We start from the raw sequence: 16968 nt of genomic DNA on the forward strand, positions 1-16968 counted from the left end.
CTAAAGCTATAAAGCTTGTAGTTCCGTTTGTAAAACTTGAAAACTACTTTTAATTAAATGGGGGATTGTTAAATGTTAATGAAAAAATTTACACTATTAGGCACTTGTATTGTCCTTCTCCTTAGTCTATTTTTGGCTGGCTGCAGTAATACTGATAAAACAGCCGGAACTAAAAATACCGATGCTTCTTCTGAAAAGCTTCCAAAAGTGAAAATAATGGTGGGCGGCATGGAAAAGATCATTTACAGCCCAGCTAAATTAACGGAGAATTTAGGTTATTTTAAAGAAGAAGGACTTGACGTGGAGCTATCAAGTACAGCTTCTGGAGTCAATTCAGAGCAGGCCTTAATCGCTGGTGAGGTTCAAGGTGTGGTAGGCTATTATGATCACACCATCGATATTCAATCACAAGGAAAATATATTCAGACCGTCGTCCAATTTGGACTTGTTCCTGGTCAAAGATTAATGGTATCGAATAAGGTAAAGGATAAAATTAAAACGTTAGCCGACCTTAAAGGGAAAAATATTGGAGTTACTGGCCTAGGGGCATCAACAAACTTTTTAGCCAGTTATTTGGTGACAAAGGGAGGGAATAGTCCACAAGACTACGTTCCGGTACCAGTAGGATCGGGGAGCCCGTTAATTGCGGCAATGGAGCAGGGGACGATTCAATTAGCTGTTACCTCTCAGCCTACAATTGCCTTGTTAGAAGCAAAAGGCCTTGCCACTTCATTCAAGGATTTAGAAAGTCTCGATGGAACAAAGGAAACATTAGGCGGTACCTATCCAGCATCTAGTTTGTACATGAGCAGCGATTATGTAAAAAAGAATCCTGAAGTAGCGCAGCGTTTGGCGAACGCATTTGTAAAAACATTGAAATATATCAACACACACACTGCTGAAGAAATTGCTGATCAACTGCCAAAGGAGTATTATGCAGGAGACAAGGATTTATATTTGAAGGCGTTAGAGTCCAGTTTGTCGATGTTCTCTCCAGATGGAAAAATGCCTTCCGATGGACCGGATAAAGTGTACGAAATTTTAACAACGTTTAATCCAAAGCTAAAGGACGCCAACATCGATTTAAGCAAAACCTACACAAATAAATTCGTTGATAAAGTGAAATAAGAAAAAAGTGTCAGGCACCGTCCAAAAATTTGGAGGGTGCCTGACACTTTTTAGGTGAAATCTTTCGTTTGAAACAAAAAGTTGCATGCAGGCAAAAAATATTTACAAGTACAAGAAACCATGATACTATACTTGCATATATATAAATGAGCAAACTTCATTACTTAAAAAGTTGCACTAAGGAAACTGATTTAGTTTAATGCAATTTTTAAGGGGGGATGATTAATGAGTACTCAAACACAAACAAAACCTGTGTCAGAAGAGCAGGGTTGGTTAAAACAAAGCTCTAACAAAAGTTTAGAAGAAGTTAATAACACCGTGAGTGTTCCAAACAAAGGCGGATTTTGGCGTAAGCTATTGGCGTTTGCCGGGCCAGGGTCCTTAGTAGCGGTTGGCTACGTAGATCCAGGAAACTGGGCGACTTCGATTGCAGGTGGTGCCCGTTTTGGTTACACCCTGTTAATTGTCATTCTCCTTTCTAATTTAGTTGCCATGCTCTTGCAGGCGTTGTCAGCAAAACTTGGTATTGTGACGGGAAGGGACTTGGCACAGGCAACAAGAGATGCAACGGGAAAGAAAACGGGCTTTTTCCTTTGGATACTAACGGAACTTGCCATTATTGCAACCGACTTAGCAGAGGTTATCGGTTCAGCGATTGCCTTAAATTTATTGTTCGGTATTCCTTTATTATTAGGGATTGCGATTACTACCTTGGACGTATTGCTCCTGCTTTACTTACAAAAGAAAAGCTTTCGCATAATTGAATCGATTGTCATTGTGTTAATGGTAACAATTTTTGTCGTATTTGCCTTTGAGGTGATTGTCTCAAAACCAGAAATTTCGGCATTATTTGGGGGATTTGTTCCTAAAATGGAAATTGTCACAAACCCCAGCATGCTCTTTATCTCTCTTGGGATTTTAGGAGCAACGGTCATGCCGCATAATTTATATTTGCATTCTTCCATTGTTCAATCAAGACAATACAAAAGAACAATTGAAGGAAAAAGAGAGGCAATTAAATTTTCATTAATAGATTCCACATTTTCTTTAACAGGTGCTTTTTTCATCAATTCAGCAATCTTAATTCTTGGAGCAGCAGCTTTTTATGGAACAAATTTAGATGTATCAGAAATTGAAGCAGCTTATGCCTTATTAAGTCCAACATTAGGTGTAGGGATAGCGAGTACGTTATTTGCGGTTGCCTTACTTGCTTCTGGGCAAAATGCGACGATTACTGGAACAATTAGTGGGCAAATCGTCATGGAAGGATTTATTCATTTACGTATATCACCATGGCTTCGCCGCTTGATTACCCGGTTATTAGCAGTCGTTCCGGCCTTCGTTGTGACTTGGGTGGCGGGTTCTAAAGGAACTGGTGAACTACTGTTGTGGAGTCAAGTGGTTTTAAGCCTGGCACTCCCATTTGCCGTTATCCCTTTAGTGTTATTTACAAGTGATAAAAAGAAAATGGGGGAATTCGCCAATAAATTACCAGTAAAAATATTAGCATGGGTATGTACCGTGGTGATTGTGGCATTGAATATATTTTTAATTGGTTATATTATCGTTACCGGTCAAGAATTAGGGTAAATAGAAAAAAAGAAAGGCAAGACCGATTAACTCGGCTTGCCTTTCTTTTTTCTCTATGGTGATTGTGAAAAGAGGCTGCGGGGTTAACCGCGTCTTCCGCCTCTGCCGCCTCTTTTTGTTTCCGTGTTGCGCTTTAGGCTAGATAAATTTTCTTCACTTGCCTTTAAAAACTTAGCCATTTTATCCTCGAAATTTTCCTTCGGTTTGAAACTTCCTTTTGAACGGAAGTCTTTTGAACGGCTATCAGCTCTTCCTTGCCGCGGCGGGCGTTGTGAATAAGATGAGGGTTGTCCCTCTGGTCGATCTATTGCTTTTTTTATCGATAAGGCAGTTTTTCCGTCTTTCTCACTAATCACCTTTACCTCAATCAGATCGCCTACCTTGAGATGGTCATTAACATCTTTAACATAGCTATCTGCAACCTCACTGATATGGACAAGACCTGTGGAGCCTCCCGGTAATTCAACGAACGCTCCAAAATTAGTGATTCCTGTTACTTTTCCTTGTACTTTACTGCCGACTTCAACTGACATATTATTATTGTTCCCCCTCAATAAAGTTAACAACTTTAAATTATATCAAATTTTTTAAAAAAATCAATTCCTCATTTTTACTTTAAACTTAATTTGCATTACTATTTAATCTCTGTTATAGTAAGGGAGAATTATTTTTGTTTGTCGGTAGGATTATTAAGTTTTAAACTTTCTGTCTTGAAGAACTAAGCAAGGATAGTAACACAATGTGTGCCAAGCACACGAGGAGGAAACAACAATGGAACAAGGTAAAGTAAAATGGTTTAATGCAGAAAAAGGATTCGGATTCATCGAACGCGAAGCAGGAGACGATGTATTCGTACACTTCTCAGCTATCCAAAGCGAAGGTTTCAAATCTCTAGACGAAGGTCAAACAGTAACATTTGAAGTAGAACAAGGTCAACGTGGACCCCAAGCTACTAACGTTCGTAAAGCATAATAATAATAACCAATAGATAAAAAGACTCTCTTGCAGAGTCTTTTTTTGATTTATCTTCCATGGGTAAGAAAAGATGAGCAGGTACCAAAGTACCGCTCATCGGAGCTAACATTCATTCCTATTAATAGACCTTATCTCCGTTAAAGATGGAATTCTTAACGACGACATAATCGACATTACGGATGGATTCTAATTTGTTTCCTCCCGCATATGAAATAGAGGACTGCAAATCTTGTTCCATTTCAATCAGAGTATCGATTAATGAACCCCTGTACTCAACAAACATTTTTTTGCCTTCGACATTTTTCTTTTCACCCTTTTGAAATTCCGAAGCGGAACCAAAGTATTCTTTATAGAGTTTGCCATCTTTCTCAACGGTTTCTCCTGGCGATTCTTCATGACCAGCAAATAAGGAACCAATCATGACCATCGTGGCACCAAATCTGACGGATTTTGCGATATCCCCATGAGTCCGAATCCCGCCATCAGCAATAACAGGCTTACTAGCTGCCTTGGCACACCAACGCAGTGCCGCCAATTGCCAGCCGCCTGTTCCAAAGCCAGTTTTAATCTTGGTGATACATACCTTCCCCGGTCCAATACCCACTTTGGTCGCATCTGCACCAGCATGTTCTAATTCTCTTACTGCTTCTGGTGTTCCGACATTTCCAGCAATAACAAAGCTTTGCGGTAAATGCTTCTTAATATGCTTAATCATCTCAATCACAGCGTTGGAATGACCATGTGCGATATCAATGGTAATGAATTCCGGCGTAAGCTGTTCTTCCGCTAAGTGCTGGATAAATTGATATTCTTCCTCTTTCACACCAACACTAATCGAGGCGATTAATCCGCGGGATTTCATATCTTTAATAAAATCTTGGCGCTTCTCTGGTTCAAACCGATGCATCACATAAAAGTAGCCATTTTCGGCTAAATATACCGAAATCTTTTCGTCGATGATTGTCTGCATATTTGCAGGCACAACGGGTAATTTAAATTTATGGCCGCCTAAAGTAACAGTTGTATCACACTCAGATCGGCTATTTACTATACATTTTGCTGGAATCAACTGAATATCTTCGTAATCAAATACATTTTCCATAAAGAGCACCCCTAAACACGAATATTTAAGTTAATTATTATAAAAACGTTCGTACATTGGTAATGTACATTATTTTCTGCAGGATGTCAAAGAGAAAAGAGGGGAGGAGACAAAATAAAAAAGCCAAGTGGGCTTTTTTATTTTGATTGAAGAAAGTGAAAAGGGCTTAATTGTATTCTTTCACTATTTCTTTTGTACTTCTTACGGTATCAATCGGGCGGACCATTTTTTCGATTTGATTTCGTTTTGGTTCTAAAAATGGAGGGAGGGATAATTTTTCTCCAAGTGTTTCATACGGTTCATCTCCCATAAATCCGGGGCCGTCTGTCGCAAATTCAAATAAGATTTGCGGGGCAACTCTTACATATAATGATCCGAAGAAGAAACGGTCAATAAATCCAGAGGAACCAAACCCGAAGCCTTCAATCCGTTTTATCCATTCTTCCAAGACAGTACGGTCTTCAACACGGAAGGCTGCATGGTGAACGGTACCAAAACCTTGTTGGGAAGGAGGAAGAACTGTATTATATTCGACAACCACTTGGGCTCCATTACCGCCTTCACCCACTTCAAATAAATGAAAAGAACCTTCTTTTGCAATTTCTTTAAATAATAGAACTTTTTCCATCATTTCTTTAAAGTAATCAAAGTTTGCCACGCGAACAAAGATGGGTCCTAATCCAGTTATTGCAAATTCTAATGGAATCGGTCCATTTTGCCATGGCGTACCGCTCACAACCCCTTGATTGTTTTCATCTGAAATCAATTGGTATTGCTGGTCATCAAAATCAACAAAAGACAGCGTCTTTTTGCCAAAAAGTTCTTTGATACCTGTATGCTTAATTTCTAAACGGTCAAAGCGCTTTAGCCAATATTCGATGGCAGCATCACTTGGTACACGGAAAGAAGTTTTTGAAATCTCGTTCGTCCCATGGACACCTTTTGGAATGCCAGGAAAATCAAAGAAAGTCATATCAGTGCCAGGGCTGCCAGTATCATCGGCAAAAAATAAATGATAGGTCTGAATGTCATCTTGATTGACCGTTTTCTTTACTAAACGCATCCCTAAAACATACGTGAAAAATTGATAATTCTTTTCTGCGCTGCTGGTAATCGCTGTAACATGGTGAATTCCTTTTAATCCGTTCATTTTATCTCCTCCAATAATTCTCAATTTGTGTGTATCAATATGTTTCCATTTTAGCTGTTTTCCTACTCAGGAAAAAAGGCATCCTTAGAGGAATCAAACAGTTATATAATGAAAAATTGCATGATAACTGCCTTTAATTAAGATATCTCAAATTCAAGATAAATAATATCACGCTTTATTTTTGCTGTCAATGGATAGGGTAGGGACAAGGTGCGCGTCCCTATTCTTCGAGGATTGTCTGTATGTAAAAAGAAGGTATTGCAACCCCAATAATTTCTTTTGTTTCAACAGCAGGATCCTGTATTGTGGCGAAGATTACACCAATTACTTCTCCATGTTGATTTATAACTGGACTTCCACTATTTCCTTTATAGATGGGCGCATTTATCATCATAACCGGAGCATCGATGTCTTTTAACATGACTTTACCTACAATCGTGCCTTCATTTGCTATTTGGGTAAAGGCTAACGGGTTCCCAATAAAGGTAATTTTCTCGCCTACCTGCTTCTCCCACTCTTTTTCAACAGCAAGATGCAAAACTGGCAGGTTATTGGCCTCTATATCAACAATAGCAAGATCAAATTCCGGATGCTTTGTGATGACCTTACCTACAAAGGATTCTCCAGTATTTAAATGTACATTCACCCTATTTGTGTTTTCGACAACGTGTGCATTTGTTACGATTAATCCTTCGGAATCGACATTAAAGCCTGTTCCTTTTACTCCATTCCATTCAATGGTCACGACAGATTTCTTGTATTCACTTACTTCCGGTTTTTTCGAAAGTCTGTTTGACACCTCAATAAAACGGAAAGCGGGGAGATTAAAGACATCAAACCACATCCCTAATCCGCTTATTAACAGGGCAAAAACGAGCAGTGAACTAACTATTTTACCGATAACTATTTTCCGCTTTTTTCTTTGCGCTTTTTCTTTCTCCCATTCTTGGGGCTCTTCTCCTGCAAAAAAAACTTCCCAATCCATTTCTTCTTCCGACTGTTCTTGGTTATACTCTTTATTTTCCTTCTCCATTTATTACTCCTCTTTAGATGGTTGTATATTCCTATTATAACAATTTTTACAGATGGATTTAAATAAAGTGATTTAGACTGATTTTGGTTCCGTAAGCATTTAGGTTTGTTTCCTGTATTTCAATTGATACTATAGTAGTAATCTTTTTAATGAAAGGACAAATTCACATGGCAAACATTCATATACCTGTCTCTGTCTTAAATCTCGCCCCGGTACGGGAGGGACAGACTTCTAAGCAAGCCATTGAGGCAATGGTGGATCTTGCGCAGGCAGCAGAAAAAATGGGGTATCAACGATATTGGATTGCGGAGCATCATAATACTCCGACGCTCGTCAGTTCAGCAACGTCAATCTTAATTAAACATACATTAGAGCATACCAATCACATCCGTGTTGGATCGGGGGGGATTATGCTTCCTAACCATTCCCCGTTAGTGGTAGCTGAACAATTCGGAACGATGGCGACGATTTATCCGAATCGTGTGGACCTTGGTCTAGGCCGTGCACCTGGTACCGATATGATGACGGCAAATGCGCTAAGACGCTCGAAAAATGATTCTGTTTATACATTTCCAAATGATGTAAAGGCCTTGCTTACCTATTTTGGTCCGGAAGAACAGCAAGATTATGTGCGAGCCTATCCTGGTGTTGGCGCGAATATACCGATCTATATTCTCGGCTCTTCCACAGATTCCGCTTATTTGGCAGCTAGTCTGGGTCTTCCCTATGTATTTGCCTCCCATTTTGCCCCAAGATTCATGGAAGAAGCGATTTCGATTTATCGTGACCGCTTCAAGCCGTCAGAGTATTTAAACAAACCATATATGATGGTTTGTTTAAATGTCATTGCAGCGGAGACAGATGAAGAAGCCAACTGGTTATCAACAACGAAGCACCAATTTTTCCTGAATGTGGTCCGTGGTTCGCGGAATCCGTTACAGCCGCCCGTTGAAAACATGGATGAGCTTTGGAATCCGATGGAAAAAGAAATGGCCGCATCGATGTCAAGTGTGACGTTAATGGGAAGCCAAGAGACAGTCAGACAACAGTTGATCCGTTTTCAAGAAAAATATAACGTTGATGAAGTCATGGCAGTGTCCTATATTTACGATCCTAATAAACAAAAACGCTCGTATGAAATATTAAAAGCAGTGGTAGATGGGGAATGATGAAATAAAAATATACCAATGCTGAAGGAGAAAAAAGTGTCAGGCACCATCCAAAAATTGGATGGTGCCTTTGTTATTGTTATCCTAATATTAGCCATCACTATTCGTAGTTTATCGAACACCAAAACTATCAATCATAGTAAATTTTCATTCAAAATGCTAATGATTTGCTCGATAATTTTTTGTTGAAAAGGTGATTATGAACATTCGGTGACACATTCCATTTGGAGGTGTCCTTTCTAACGTTTTGGTATTAAGATATAGTCAAGAGTGTGATTTATATCACATATTAATCTAAAAATTGGTTTTCTAGAATAATAGAAAGGGGAATTACTATAAAATGAAATGGGCTTTATTGTCACTTCTTTTTACTATAGCCACTGTGCTAACGGGTTGTGAACCATTAAAGGTTTTGGATCCTAAAGGACCGCAGGCAGCCACACAAGCCAAGGACATTATGCTGTCAATCGGAATTATGTCGATTATTGTTCTGGCCGTTTTTGGTATCCTGATATTTATGCTGACAAAATATCGTGCATCGAAACAAAGTAAAGATTATGAGCCTCCCCATATTGAAGGGAGTTTGCTAGTTGAAACAATTTGTGTAGGAATTCCAGTACTAATTGTCATTTTCCTCTCAATTGTATCTGTTCAAAGTAACTATAAAGTTGAAGCGAAACCGGCGGGGTATGGTGATAAAGAACCATTAATAATTTACGCATCCTCCTCAAATTGGAAATGGCATTTTAGTTATCCGGAAGAAAACATTGAAACAGTTAATTATTTGTACATTCCAACAGACCGGCCAATTGAATTTAAGCTTTATTCCTATGGACCAATCACGAGTTTCTGGATTCCTCAGCTTGGAGGACAAAAATACGCGATGTCTGACATGGTCAACACGCTGCACTTAGCAGCAGATGTTCCAGGTGAATACATGGGGCGTAATGCGAACTTTAGCGGGAAGGGCTTTGCAGAAAATACGTTTAATGTAAAGGCTATGTCTGAGACTGAATTTGATAAATGGGTTAAAGAGGTTAAGAAAACCGCAAAACCTTTGACAGAAGACAAATTTACCGAATTACTTAAACCGGGTCATCTGGGGCAGTCCACGTACACTGGAACCCATTTAGGATTTTTGCCGCCGCCTGAAGGTGAACATGGTGGACACAACCATGGTTCAGGTCATTCTATGAACATGGAAAAAGATGAAAAAGCAAATGAAACTAGTTCAGAATCAGAACATCATCACCATTAATAGTTTTAATGTTTGAAACGATTGGAAAAAAATTCTCCTGAAAGGAGTCAAATTAGTATGGATTTCTTTGATCGCTTTGCCATCCCAAATCCAAGTCCTGTGATTTATGCCTCGATGGTTGCTATTGGTCTAACAGTTATCGCAATCATCGCCGGGGTAACTTATTTTAAAAAGTGGGGTTATCTATGGCAAGAATGGTTAACAACAGTTGACCATAAACGGATTGGGATTATGTATTTAATCTCTGCACTTTTAATGTTATTCCGCGGTGGGGTGGACGCAATTATGATGCGGGCACAGCTGGCTGTTCCGGATAACAAACTGCTAGATGCTCAGCACTATAATGAAATTTTCACTACACACGGAGTCGTCATGATTATCTTTATGGCGATGCCATTTATTATGGCATTAATGAACTTTGTTGTGCCATTACAAATAGGGGCGCGCGACGTAGCGTTCCCGCGTTTAAATGCCTTAAGTTTCTGGTTGTTTTTTATGGGTGCAATGCTCTTTAACATTTCTTTTGTTATCGGAGGCTCACCAGACGCCGGATGGACTTCGTATTTCCCGCTGGCAGGTACCGATTTTAGTGAATCGGTAGGGACGAATTATTATATGATTGCGATTCAAATTGCCGGTATTGGGACATTAATGACGGGGATCAATTTTATCACGACCATTCTAAAAATGAGAGCACCAGGGATGACATTGATGAAAATGCCGATGTTCACTTGGGCTTCATTAGTAACGAATGCGATCATCGTTTTTGCGTTCCCAGTATTAACCGTATTACTGGCAATGGGAACCATGGATCGATTATTTGGAATGCATTTCTTTACTACGACGAATGGCGGCATGGATATGCTTTGGGCGAACTTCTTCTGGGTTTGGGGACATCCCGAGGTGTATATCTTAATTTTACCGGCATTTGGGATTTACAGTGAGGTTATTTCAACCTTTGCTCGAAGAAACCTTTATGGTTATAAATCAATGGTCGGGTCAATGGTGATTATTTCACTTCTCTCATTCTTAGTTTGGACGCACCATTTCTTTACCATGGGTCAAGGGGCACTGACAAATAGTATCTTCTCGATTACCACTATGGCGATCGCTGTTCCGACAGGTGTAAAAATATTTAACTGGCTGTTTACACTTTGGAAAGGTAAAATTGAGATTACGACGCCAATGCTATATTCACTACTATTTATTCCGACCTTCACAATTGGCGGGGTAACAGGGGTTATGCTTGGTATGTCAGCTGCAGACTATCAATACCATAACACGATGTTCTTAGTTGCTCACTTCCACATGGTAATTATTCCTGGTGTTGTATTTGCGATGTTGGCTGGCCTTACGTACTATTGGCCAAAAATGTTTGGGTTTATGTTAAATGAAAAAATTGGTAAGTTGTCTGCATGGATTATTTCCATGAGTACCTTATTGGCATTTATCCCAATGTTTTTCTCTGGATTGGATGGGCAGGCACGCCGGATGTACACTTATTCCGAATCAACTGGATTTGGACCGTGGAATATGGTTTCGTTTATTGGTGCAGCAGGACTTGCTGTAGGGTTTGCGTTAATCGTATACAACATCTACTACAGCACTCGCTACGCTTCAAGGGATATTTCAGCAGATCCATGGGATGCACGTTCATTAGAATGGGCAACACATACTCCAGTCCCTTCATATAATTTTGCCATTTTGCCGCATGTGAAGTCATCTGAAGCATTATGGGATGCAAAGAAACATGGTCATGAATTGTTTCCAGGTGAATATGAAAAAATTCATATGCCAAATAATAGTGGTGTACCGTTTATCATGAGCTGTATTTTCTTTGTTTGGGGATTTTCCTTTGTATTCAGCTTATGGATACCACTTATTTTGACAACTATCGGAATCTTTGTATGTATGGGACTTCGTTCTTTTGAAAAAGATCATGGTCATTACATTTCCGTTGATGAAATCGAAGAGACAGAAAATAATTTGCGAGGTGCTTAACAAATGAAAATAGATAACTCGCTGCCACTTGAATATAGTACGGAAGAAAATAGTAATAAAATCTTGGGTTTTTGGATTTTCCTTGGAGCAGAAATTATGCTGTTTGCAACGCTTTTTTCAGCCTATTTCACATTAGTGGACCGTACAGGAACAGGTCCTTCAGGGGCAGAGATTTTCGAAATCACTCCCGTCCTAATTGAAACCATATTGCTGTTAACAAGTAGCTTTACCATTGGTCTTGGAATCCATGCGATGCGGATCGGGAATAAGAAAGCGATGCTAGCATTCTTTACAATTACATTGCTACTAGGTCTTGGATTTTTAAGTTTTGAAATCTTTGAGTTTGTTCATTATGTACACATTGGGGCAGGTCTGCAAACCAGTGCCTTCACTGCTGCACTATTAACGACATTAGGTACACATGGAGCGCACGTGACATTTGGCTTATTCTGGGGATTATTCATCATTTTGCAAGTGAAAAAGCGCGGGTTAACCCCTGAAACAGCGAATAAATCATTTATCTTTTCGCTTTACTGGCATTTCTTAGATGTCGTTTGGATCTTTATTTTCAGCTTCGTCTATCTGAAAGGAATGATGTAAACATGAAAGAATTATTCCCGATGAAGCAGGTGATGGGGTTTGTCTTTTCAATCCTCCTTACCACAATCGCAATGGCAGTATATTTTTTAGACATGAGCATAACAACTGGCATGACCATTCTCCTTGTGACAGCTTTCATTCAAGCTGCCGTACAGCTTGTTGTATTCATGCATGCTGGTGAAACGAAGGATAAGGGAGCTATATATACGAACGTCTATTACGGACTAATTATTGCTTTGGTCACCGTTTTCGGTACATTATTGTGCATGATTTGGGGTTATATTTAATAGAGCAACGAAAAAGGAGCGTCATTGTCATGACGCTCCTAATTTTTTTTAGTTGGTTCTAAATGAATGCCTTTATCTGATGTTTTCAGCATTTCTTCTGTTGCAACGAAAAACACGCCCATTAGAAAGATGAAAACGGCGCCCATAATAATCCCGATGGAAATACCAATTAAACTACTGGAACCGTTTGCAAATAAACTATAGAAAAAAGTTAACATTCCAATTGCTAGTAAAACACTTCCAGAAACCTTCACACTATTCAAGATTTTTGTATTTGATACCACATTTCTCATCCCCTTTCTATATATTATTCACTTTGTTCACAAAATTGTCAAAATTAATTTTTACGAATTATCAGAAAGAGAGTATATAAATGTTTGAGGATGCTTATCCTCATTTTTATGTACCTACAAACATGGGGGAATAAGCTAAGAAATTAGATTGATACTTTCGACAAAATCTGCAAGCGAACCCTCCTAAAGTATATTTCCTTTGTCCTAAATCTCCGAAGATTAATGGAAAAAAATACATTTTATACAATCCTTAAGTAGGTTATGCAGTTTTTCGCTGTCGAAAAAAGAAGATTGTCGAATTGATGATTTGCAATATAATGAAAATTAGAAAATAAAAAGGAGGTTTCTTTATGTCAATTAAAAAAGGAATTTTTGCAAGTGCACTTAGCTTATCGTTATGTGCATCTACGGTTTTTGCTAGTGGTGCAGGTGTAGGACATGCACAATCAGTTGAAAAGAAATACATAGTGGTTTTTAAAGATGAAGCTAAGCTGCCATCAGGTTATGAGGATTTACTAAAAAAAGCTGGCGGCCAGGTTCAAAATAGGCTGGAAAAACTAGGTGCTGTTGAGGTTTCCTCCAGTAATCCCAATTTTCTAAAGGAAGTTAATAAATCTTCAATCGTGTCCGAAGCTGGAGCAGAGAACAAAATTTATGCTGAGGCACCATCTGTTGAAGCAACGTTCTCCTATGAGGAAGCCACATCTGTTAAGCCAGATCTATATGAACAGAATCAATGGGATATTAAACAAGTAACCAATAATGGGGAATCATGGACCCTTCCTGGGGGGACTGGAAAGCCAGTTTCGGGGGAAGATATTGTCGTTGCGGTTATTGATACAGGCATTGACTATACCCACCCAGATTTAAAAGCAAATTATGCATATGGAAAATCATTTGTTCCAGGGTTTCCTGACCCTAAAGATGAGAATGGTCATGGAACACATGTGGCAGGTTCAATTGCCGCTAAGGGAAGAACACTGGGAGTAGGACCGGACCTTAAAGTAGCTTCTTACCGTGTTTTTGGCCCAAGCGGATCGGCATCAACCGCTGATATTGCTGAAGCTTTAATGACTGCTGCTGATGATAATGTCGATGTAGTCAATATGTCATTAGGCGGCTATGATTGGTTCCAAGATCCAGAGTATGCAACTAAAGATGTTGTAGCAGATGTACAAATGTTCAATCGCGCTATTAATTATGCCATCAAAAAAGGCGTTACGGTGGTTGGATCTGCGGGAAATAACGGTGTTGATATAAGCAGCCCAGGAAAACTTTCAGGTGATAATAAAGGTGCTACACACAGAAGCCCAAGCAATCAAAACATGATTAGGGTTTCCGCTGGCGGACAATTGAAGAATCTTGCATACTACTCAAACTATGGAGTTGGAAAAATTGATGTAATGGCTCCGGGTGGAGATTTAGGACCAAACTATAATCCACAAACTGGTGTAGGTAGAGATAATTCATACTTATGTTTGGCGACAATACCTGGCGGTTGGGGTTATAAAGCAGGAACTTCCATGGCATCTCCAAAAGTCGCAGCACTTGCAGGCGTCATTATTGCCCAGCACGGGAAGGATAAACTGAACCCAGCTCAAGTAAAACACATCATTTTGAAATCGGCTGAAGATGTATTCAAACCAGGATACGATGAAAAATCAGGCCAGGGATTAATTAATGCGGTTAGTGCATTGAAATAAATAGTAATAAACAAAGCTATCGGCAGTATTCCGGTAGCTTTGTTTTTTTTCCTCTGCAGAAGGATTGAAATTTACTATTCAAATGCGTTTTCTTTTGCCCACGACCCAATTCCCTGTTATCTTAGTAGAAAGAGTAAATTTCCCCTGGATGGCGATGATTCCAGCCTAACAAGTCAATACGAGGAGTGAGAGAATGATCAGCTTTGAAAACGTAACAAAGCGATACCAAGACGGCAACGCTGCGATTAAGTCCCTTGATCTGAAAATTAATGATGGGGAGTTTTTTGTGATTATTGGTCCTAGCGGCTGCGGAAAAACCACGCTGCTCAAAATGATGAACCGACTAATTGAATTAACTGACGGTACTATTTTTGTAGATGATAAAAAAATAAGTGACTATAACATCCACGAGCTTCGCTGGAACATGGGCTATGTCCTCCAGCAAATTGCGCTATTTCCCCATATGACGATTGCGGAAAATATTGCGGTAGTCCCAGAATTAAAAAAATGGAACAATGAGAAGATCCGGCAGCGAACCGATGAATTGCTGGAAATGGTGGGACTGTCGCCGGAAACATATCGGGGCCGGAAACCGAAAGAACTTTCTGGCGGCGAGCAGCAGCGAATAGGTGTGATCCGTGCACTTGCCTCGGATCCTGGAATTTTGTTAATGGACGAACCATTCAGTGCCCTTGACCCGATTAGCAGGGAAAAATTACAGGATGACATCCTTGAACTGCAGCGAAAAATTAATAAAACGATTGTTTTCGTTACCCATGATATGCAGGAAGCGATTAAGCTTGGGGACCGAATTTGCCTTATGAAGGATGGAGAAATCATTCAGGTTGGGACACCTAAAGAAATTATCGAGAACCCGGTCAATGATTTTGTACGAGATTTCGTCGGGACGCACTCAGCTGCTGTCCAGGAGAATATCCGCTTAGAAGACATCATCGAGCAGCTCATGACCAGCCATAGCGTGGCACCTTCCACTGTAATAATTCCAGTAACGGCGTCATTAAGAGAGGCACTTATGTTGTTAACTGAGTATGAACAATTGTCAGTAGAAAAAGAAGGTCAAATAATCGGTATAATCACAAGGCAAACAGCTTTACAATATATGGCGGAAGGTTTGCAGGAAGTAGGTCACGGCAATGGATAAATTTGCAGATGTTTTCAAAGAACGGCAATCGCAATTGTGGAGTGCCTTGCTCGAGCATATTGAACTTTCCCTGATTGCCTTATTTTTTGCCATCCTTATTGCGATTCCCCTCGGGATTTATTTGACAAAAAAGCAAAAGGTTGCCGAAGGGATGATTGGCATTACCGCCATTCTGCAAACAATCCCATCATTAGCCCTATTAGGTCTACTAATTCCTTTGTTTGGCATCGGAAAAGTGCCCGCCATCATTGCCTTAGTGATCTATGCACTGCTTCCCATTCTTAGAAATACATATACCGGTATCAAAGAGGTAGATTCCTCGCTTATCGAAGCAGCAAGAGCGATGGGGATGAACAGACGACAAAGACTAGTAAAAGTAGAACTCCCCCTCGCAACACCGGTGATAATGGCGGGAATACGAACGGCTATGGTGTTAATTGTCGGGACAGCAACATTGGCGGCACTGATTGGCGCTGGAGGATTAGGAGACATTATCCTTCTTGGGATTGACAGAAACAATTCAGCCCTTATTATTCTTGGTGCCATCCCAGCAGCTGCCCTCGCCATTTTGATTGACATTTGCTTGCGGCAATTTGAACGAATATCTTTCAAAAAGTCCTTGATTACTTTTGGTGTTGTTGGAGCAGCAGTAATCTTAATCATCGCAATTCCATCTATTGCAAACCCTGACCAGAAAAAAATTGTCATTGGCGGAAAACTGGGTTCAGAGCCGGAAATTTTGATTAATATGTATAAACTGCTAATCGAGGAAAATACAAATTTAACTGTTGAACTTAAACCTGGCCTAGGCAAAACTTCGTTTGTTTTCAATGCTTTAAAGTCTGGAAGTATTGATGTGTACCCTGAATTTACCGGAACGGCCATTTCGGAATTTTTAAAAGAAACGGCTGTAAGTACGGACAGAAGACAGGTGTATGACCAAGCACGGACTGGTATGTTAAAAAAGTATAATATGGAATTGTTGGAACCAATGAGTTACAACAACACGTATGCATTGGCGGTTCCACAGACGTTGGCTGATAGGGAAGCTTTAACGACGATGTCTGATTTGCAGAAAATGAGCGGCAACATCAAGGCCGGTTTTACTTTGGAGTTTGCCGATCGTGAGGATGGGTATCGCGGGATTCAAAACCTCTATGGTATCACATTTGCAAACGTCATTACGATGGAGCCGAAACTCCGTTACAATGCGATTAAATCCGGGGATATTGAGCTTGTGGATGCCTATTCAACAGATAGTGAATTAAGGCAATATAACCTTTTTGTTTTAGAGGATGATAAGCATCTTTTTCCTCCGTATCAAGGTGCACCACTATTAATGAAGGAAACAGTTGCTAAATATCCGGAAATTAAATCAGCTTTAAATAAGCTCGCTGGAAAAATAACGGACGATCAAATGCGCGAGATGAATTATCAAGTAAATGTCAACGGTAAAAGCGCCAAAGATGTTGCGAAGCAATTTTTACAAGAAGAGGGATTAATTAAATAACTATACT

16 protein-coding genes are annotated in these 16968 nt (G+C 39.7%); 11 read left to right on the forward strand and 5 right to left on the reverse strand.

The genetic code is table 11. The features are described from left to right. Nucleotides 1-72 precede the first annotated feature (72 nt). Complete coding sequence (locus ACIQCO_RS20850) at nt 73-1128, forward strand: ABC transporter substrate-binding protein (protein WP_400432033.1); 1056 nt, start codon at nt 73-75, stop codon at nt 1126-1128. 225 nt (nt 1129-1353) lie between these two features. After that, nucleotides 1354-2718 carry an Nramp family divalent metal transporter gene (locus ACIQCO_RS20855; RefSeq protein ID WP_400432036.1) on the forward strand — a complete coding sequence of 455 codons (1365 nt, stop codon included), beginning with the start codon at nt 1354-1356 and terminating at the stop codon, nt 2716-2718. 83 nt (nt 2719-2801) lie between these two features. On the opposite strand, the gene ACIQCO_RS20860 is transcribed toward ACIQCO_RS20855, so the two are convergent. Continuing rightward, nucleotides 2802-3251 (reverse strand): S1 domain-containing RNA-binding protein, encoded by a 450-nt coding sequence (locus tag ACIQCO_RS20860; protein WP_400432039.1) that lies wholly within the window; start codon nt 3249-3251, stop codon nt 2802-2804. Between the two features lie 238 nt (nt 3252-3489). On the opposite strand from ACIQCO_RS20860, the gene ACIQCO_RS20865 reads away from it, so the two are divergent. Next, a complete protein-coding gene (locus ACIQCO_RS20865) occupies nt 3490-3690 on the forward strand; it encodes a cold-shock protein (protein ID WP_024028776.1) in 201 nt (66 codons plus the stop codon). Nucleotides 3691-3811: 121 nt separating this feature from the next. Here the strand turns inward: ACIQCO_RS20865 and guaC are convergent, their stop codons facing one another. From guaC to ACIQCO_RS20880, 3 genes are all read right to left on the reverse strand, one after another. Beyond that, a complete protein-coding gene (gene guaC / locus ACIQCO_RS20870) occupies nt 3812-4795 on the reverse strand; it encodes a GMP reductase (protein ID WP_400432043.1) in 984 nt (327 codons plus the stop codon). 166 nt (nt 4796-4961) lie between these two features. Then, nucleotides 4962-5945 (reverse strand): ring-cleaving dioxygenase, encoded by a 984-nt coding sequence (locus ACIQCO_RS20875; RefSeq protein ID WP_400432046.1) that lies wholly within the window; start codon nt 5943-5945, stop codon nt 4962-4964. Between the two features lie 220 nt (nt 5946-6165). After that, nucleotides 6166-6978, reverse strand: coding sequence for a S1C family serine protease (locus ACIQCO_RS20880; RefSeq protein WP_400432049.1), 813 nt, complete (start codon nt 6976-6978; stop codon nt 6166-6168). Nucleotides 6979-7145: 167 nt separating this feature from the next. On the opposite strand from ACIQCO_RS20880, the gene ACIQCO_RS20885 reads away from it, so the two are divergent. The 5 genes from ACIQCO_RS20885 to qoxD all read left to right on the forward strand — a co-directional run bounded on the left by ACIQCO_RS20885 (nt 7146) and on the right by qoxD (nt 12293). Further along, nucleotides 7146-8147, forward strand: a complete 1002-nt coding sequence (locus tag ACIQCO_RS20885) for an LLM class flavin-dependent oxidoreductase (protein WP_400432053.1) — start codon at nt 7146-7148, stop codon at nt 8145-8147. 340 nt (nt 8148-8487) lie between these two features. After that, entirely contained in the window at nt 8488-9405 is a 918-nt protein-coding gene (gene qoxA / locus ACIQCO_RS20890) for a cytochrome aa3 quinol oxidase subunit II (protein WP_400432056.1), read from the forward strand. 57 nt (nt 9406-9462) lie between these two features. Next, nucleotides 9463-11406, forward strand: a complete 1944-nt coding sequence (qoxB, locus tag ACIQCO_RS20895; protein WP_400432059.1) for a cytochrome aa3 quinol oxidase subunit I — start codon at nt 9463-9465, stop codon at nt 11404-11406. A 3-nt stretch (nt 11407-11409) separates the two neighbouring features. Further along, on the forward strand, nt 11410-12006 hold the full coding sequence (gene qoxC, locus ACIQCO_RS20900; RefSeq protein WP_400432062.1) for a cytochrome aa3 quinol oxidase subunit III: 597 nt from the start codon (nt 11410-11412) through the stop codon (nt 12004-12006). Between the two features lie 2 nt (nt 12007-12008). Beyond that, complete coding sequence (gene qoxD, locus ACIQCO_RS20905) at nt 12009-12293, forward strand: cytochrome aa3 quinol oxidase subunit IV (RefSeq protein ID WP_400432065.1); 285 nt, start codon at nt 12009-12011, stop codon at nt 12291-12293. 38 nt (nt 12294-12331) lie between these two features. Here the strand turns inward: qoxD and ACIQCO_RS20910 are convergent, their stop codons facing one another. Beyond that, nucleotides 12332-12577, reverse strand: a complete 246-nt coding sequence (locus tag ACIQCO_RS20910) for a hypothetical protein (protein WP_400432068.1) — start codon at nt 12575-12577, stop codon at nt 12332-12334. Between the two features lie 359 nt (nt 12578-12936). Here ACIQCO_RS20910 and ACIQCO_RS20915 point away from each other — a divergent pair, with 359 nt between their 5' ends. The 3 genes from ACIQCO_RS20915 to opuFB all read left to right on the forward strand — a co-directional run bounded on the left by ACIQCO_RS20915 (nt 12937) and on the right by opuFB (nt 16961). Further along, nucleotides 12937-14289, forward strand: coding sequence for a S8 family peptidase (locus ACIQCO_RS20915; RefSeq protein ID WP_400432071.1), 1353 nt, complete (start codon nt 12937-12939; stop codon nt 14287-14289). A gap of 193 nt (nt 14290-14482) precedes the next feature. Beyond that, nucleotides 14483-15451, forward strand: coding sequence for an ABC transporter ATP-binding protein (locus tag ACIQCO_RS20920; RefSeq protein ID WP_400432074.1), 969 nt, complete (start codon nt 14483-14485; stop codon nt 15449-15451). Then, nucleotides 15444-16961 (forward strand): osmoprotectant update ABC transporter permease/substrate-binding subunit OpuFB, encoded by a 1518-nt coding sequence (gene opuFB, locus ACIQCO_RS20925; RefSeq protein WP_400432077.1) that lies wholly within the window; start codon nt 15444-15446, stop codon nt 16959-16961. The genes ACIQCO_RS20920 and opuFB overlap by 8 nt, the downstream gene beginning before the upstream one ends. Nucleotides 16962-16968: the final 7 nt, after the last annotated feature.

It is taken from the genome of Neobacillus sp. NPDC093127 (assembly GCF_044754175.1).
In the GTDB taxonomy this organism is placed as follows: domain Bacteria; phylum Bacillota; class Bacilli; order Bacillales; family Cytobacillaceae; genus Neobacillus.

Excerpts from the sequence above, each read along its gene's own strand:
- ACIQCO_RS20850 (WP_400432033.1), top strand. The coding sequence starts at position 73 with ATGTTAATGAAAAAATTTACACTATTAGGCACTTGTATTGTCCTTCTC.
- qoxC (WP_400432062.1), top strand. The coding sequence starts at position 11,410 with ATGAAAATAGATAACTCGCTGCCACTTGAATATAGTACGGAAGAAAAT.
- ACIQCO_RS20855 (WP_400432036.1), top strand. The coding sequence starts at position 1,354 with ATGAGTACTCAAACACAAACAAAACCTGTGTCAGAAGAGCAGGGTTGG.
- ACIQCO_RS20865 (WP_024028776.1), top strand. The coding sequence starts at position 3,490 with ATGGAACAAGGTAAAGTAAAATGGTTTAATGCAGAAAAAGGATTCGGA.
- qoxD (WP_400432065.1), top strand. The coding sequence starts at position 12,009 with ATGAAAGAATTATTCCCGATGAAGCAGGTGATGGGGTTTGTCTTTTCA.
- ACIQCO_RS20860 (WP_400432039.1), bottom strand. The coding sequence starts at position 3,251 with ATGTCAGTTGAAGTCGGCAGTAAAGTACAAGGAAAAGTAACAGGAATC.
- guaC (WP_400432043.1), bottom strand. The coding sequence starts at position 4,795 with ATGGAAAATGTATTTGATTACGAAGATATTCAGTTGATTCCAGCAAAA.
- ACIQCO_RS20885 (WP_400432053.1), top strand. The coding sequence starts at position 7,146 with ATGGCAAACATTCATATACCTGTCTCTGTCTTAAATCTCGCCCCGGTA.
- opuFB (WP_400432077.1), top strand. The coding sequence starts at position 15,444 with ATGGATAAATTTGCAGATGTTTTCAAAGAACGGCAATCGCAATTGTGG.
- qoxB (WP_400432059.1), top strand. The coding sequence starts at position 9,463 with ATGGATTTCTTTGATCGCTTTGCCATCCCAAATCCAAGTCCTGTGATT.
- ACIQCO_RS20880 (WP_400432049.1), bottom strand. The coding sequence starts at position 6,978 with ATGGAGAAGGAAAATAAAGAGTATAACCAAGAACAGTCGGAAGAAGAA.
- ACIQCO_RS20915 (WP_400432071.1), top strand. The coding sequence starts at position 12,937 with ATGTCAATTAAAAAAGGAATTTTTGCAAGTGCACTTAGCTTATCGTTA.
- qoxA (WP_400432056.1), top strand. The coding sequence starts at position 8,488 with ATGAAATGGGCTTTATTGTCACTTCTTTTTACTATAGCCACTGTGCTA.
- ACIQCO_RS20875 (WP_400432046.1), bottom strand. The coding sequence starts at position 5,945 with ATGAACGGATTAAAAGGAATTCACCATGTTACAGCGATTACCAGCAGC.
- ACIQCO_RS20920 (WP_400432074.1), top strand. The coding sequence starts at position 14,483 with ATGATCAGCTTTGAAAACGTAACAAAGCGATACCAAGACGGCAACGCT.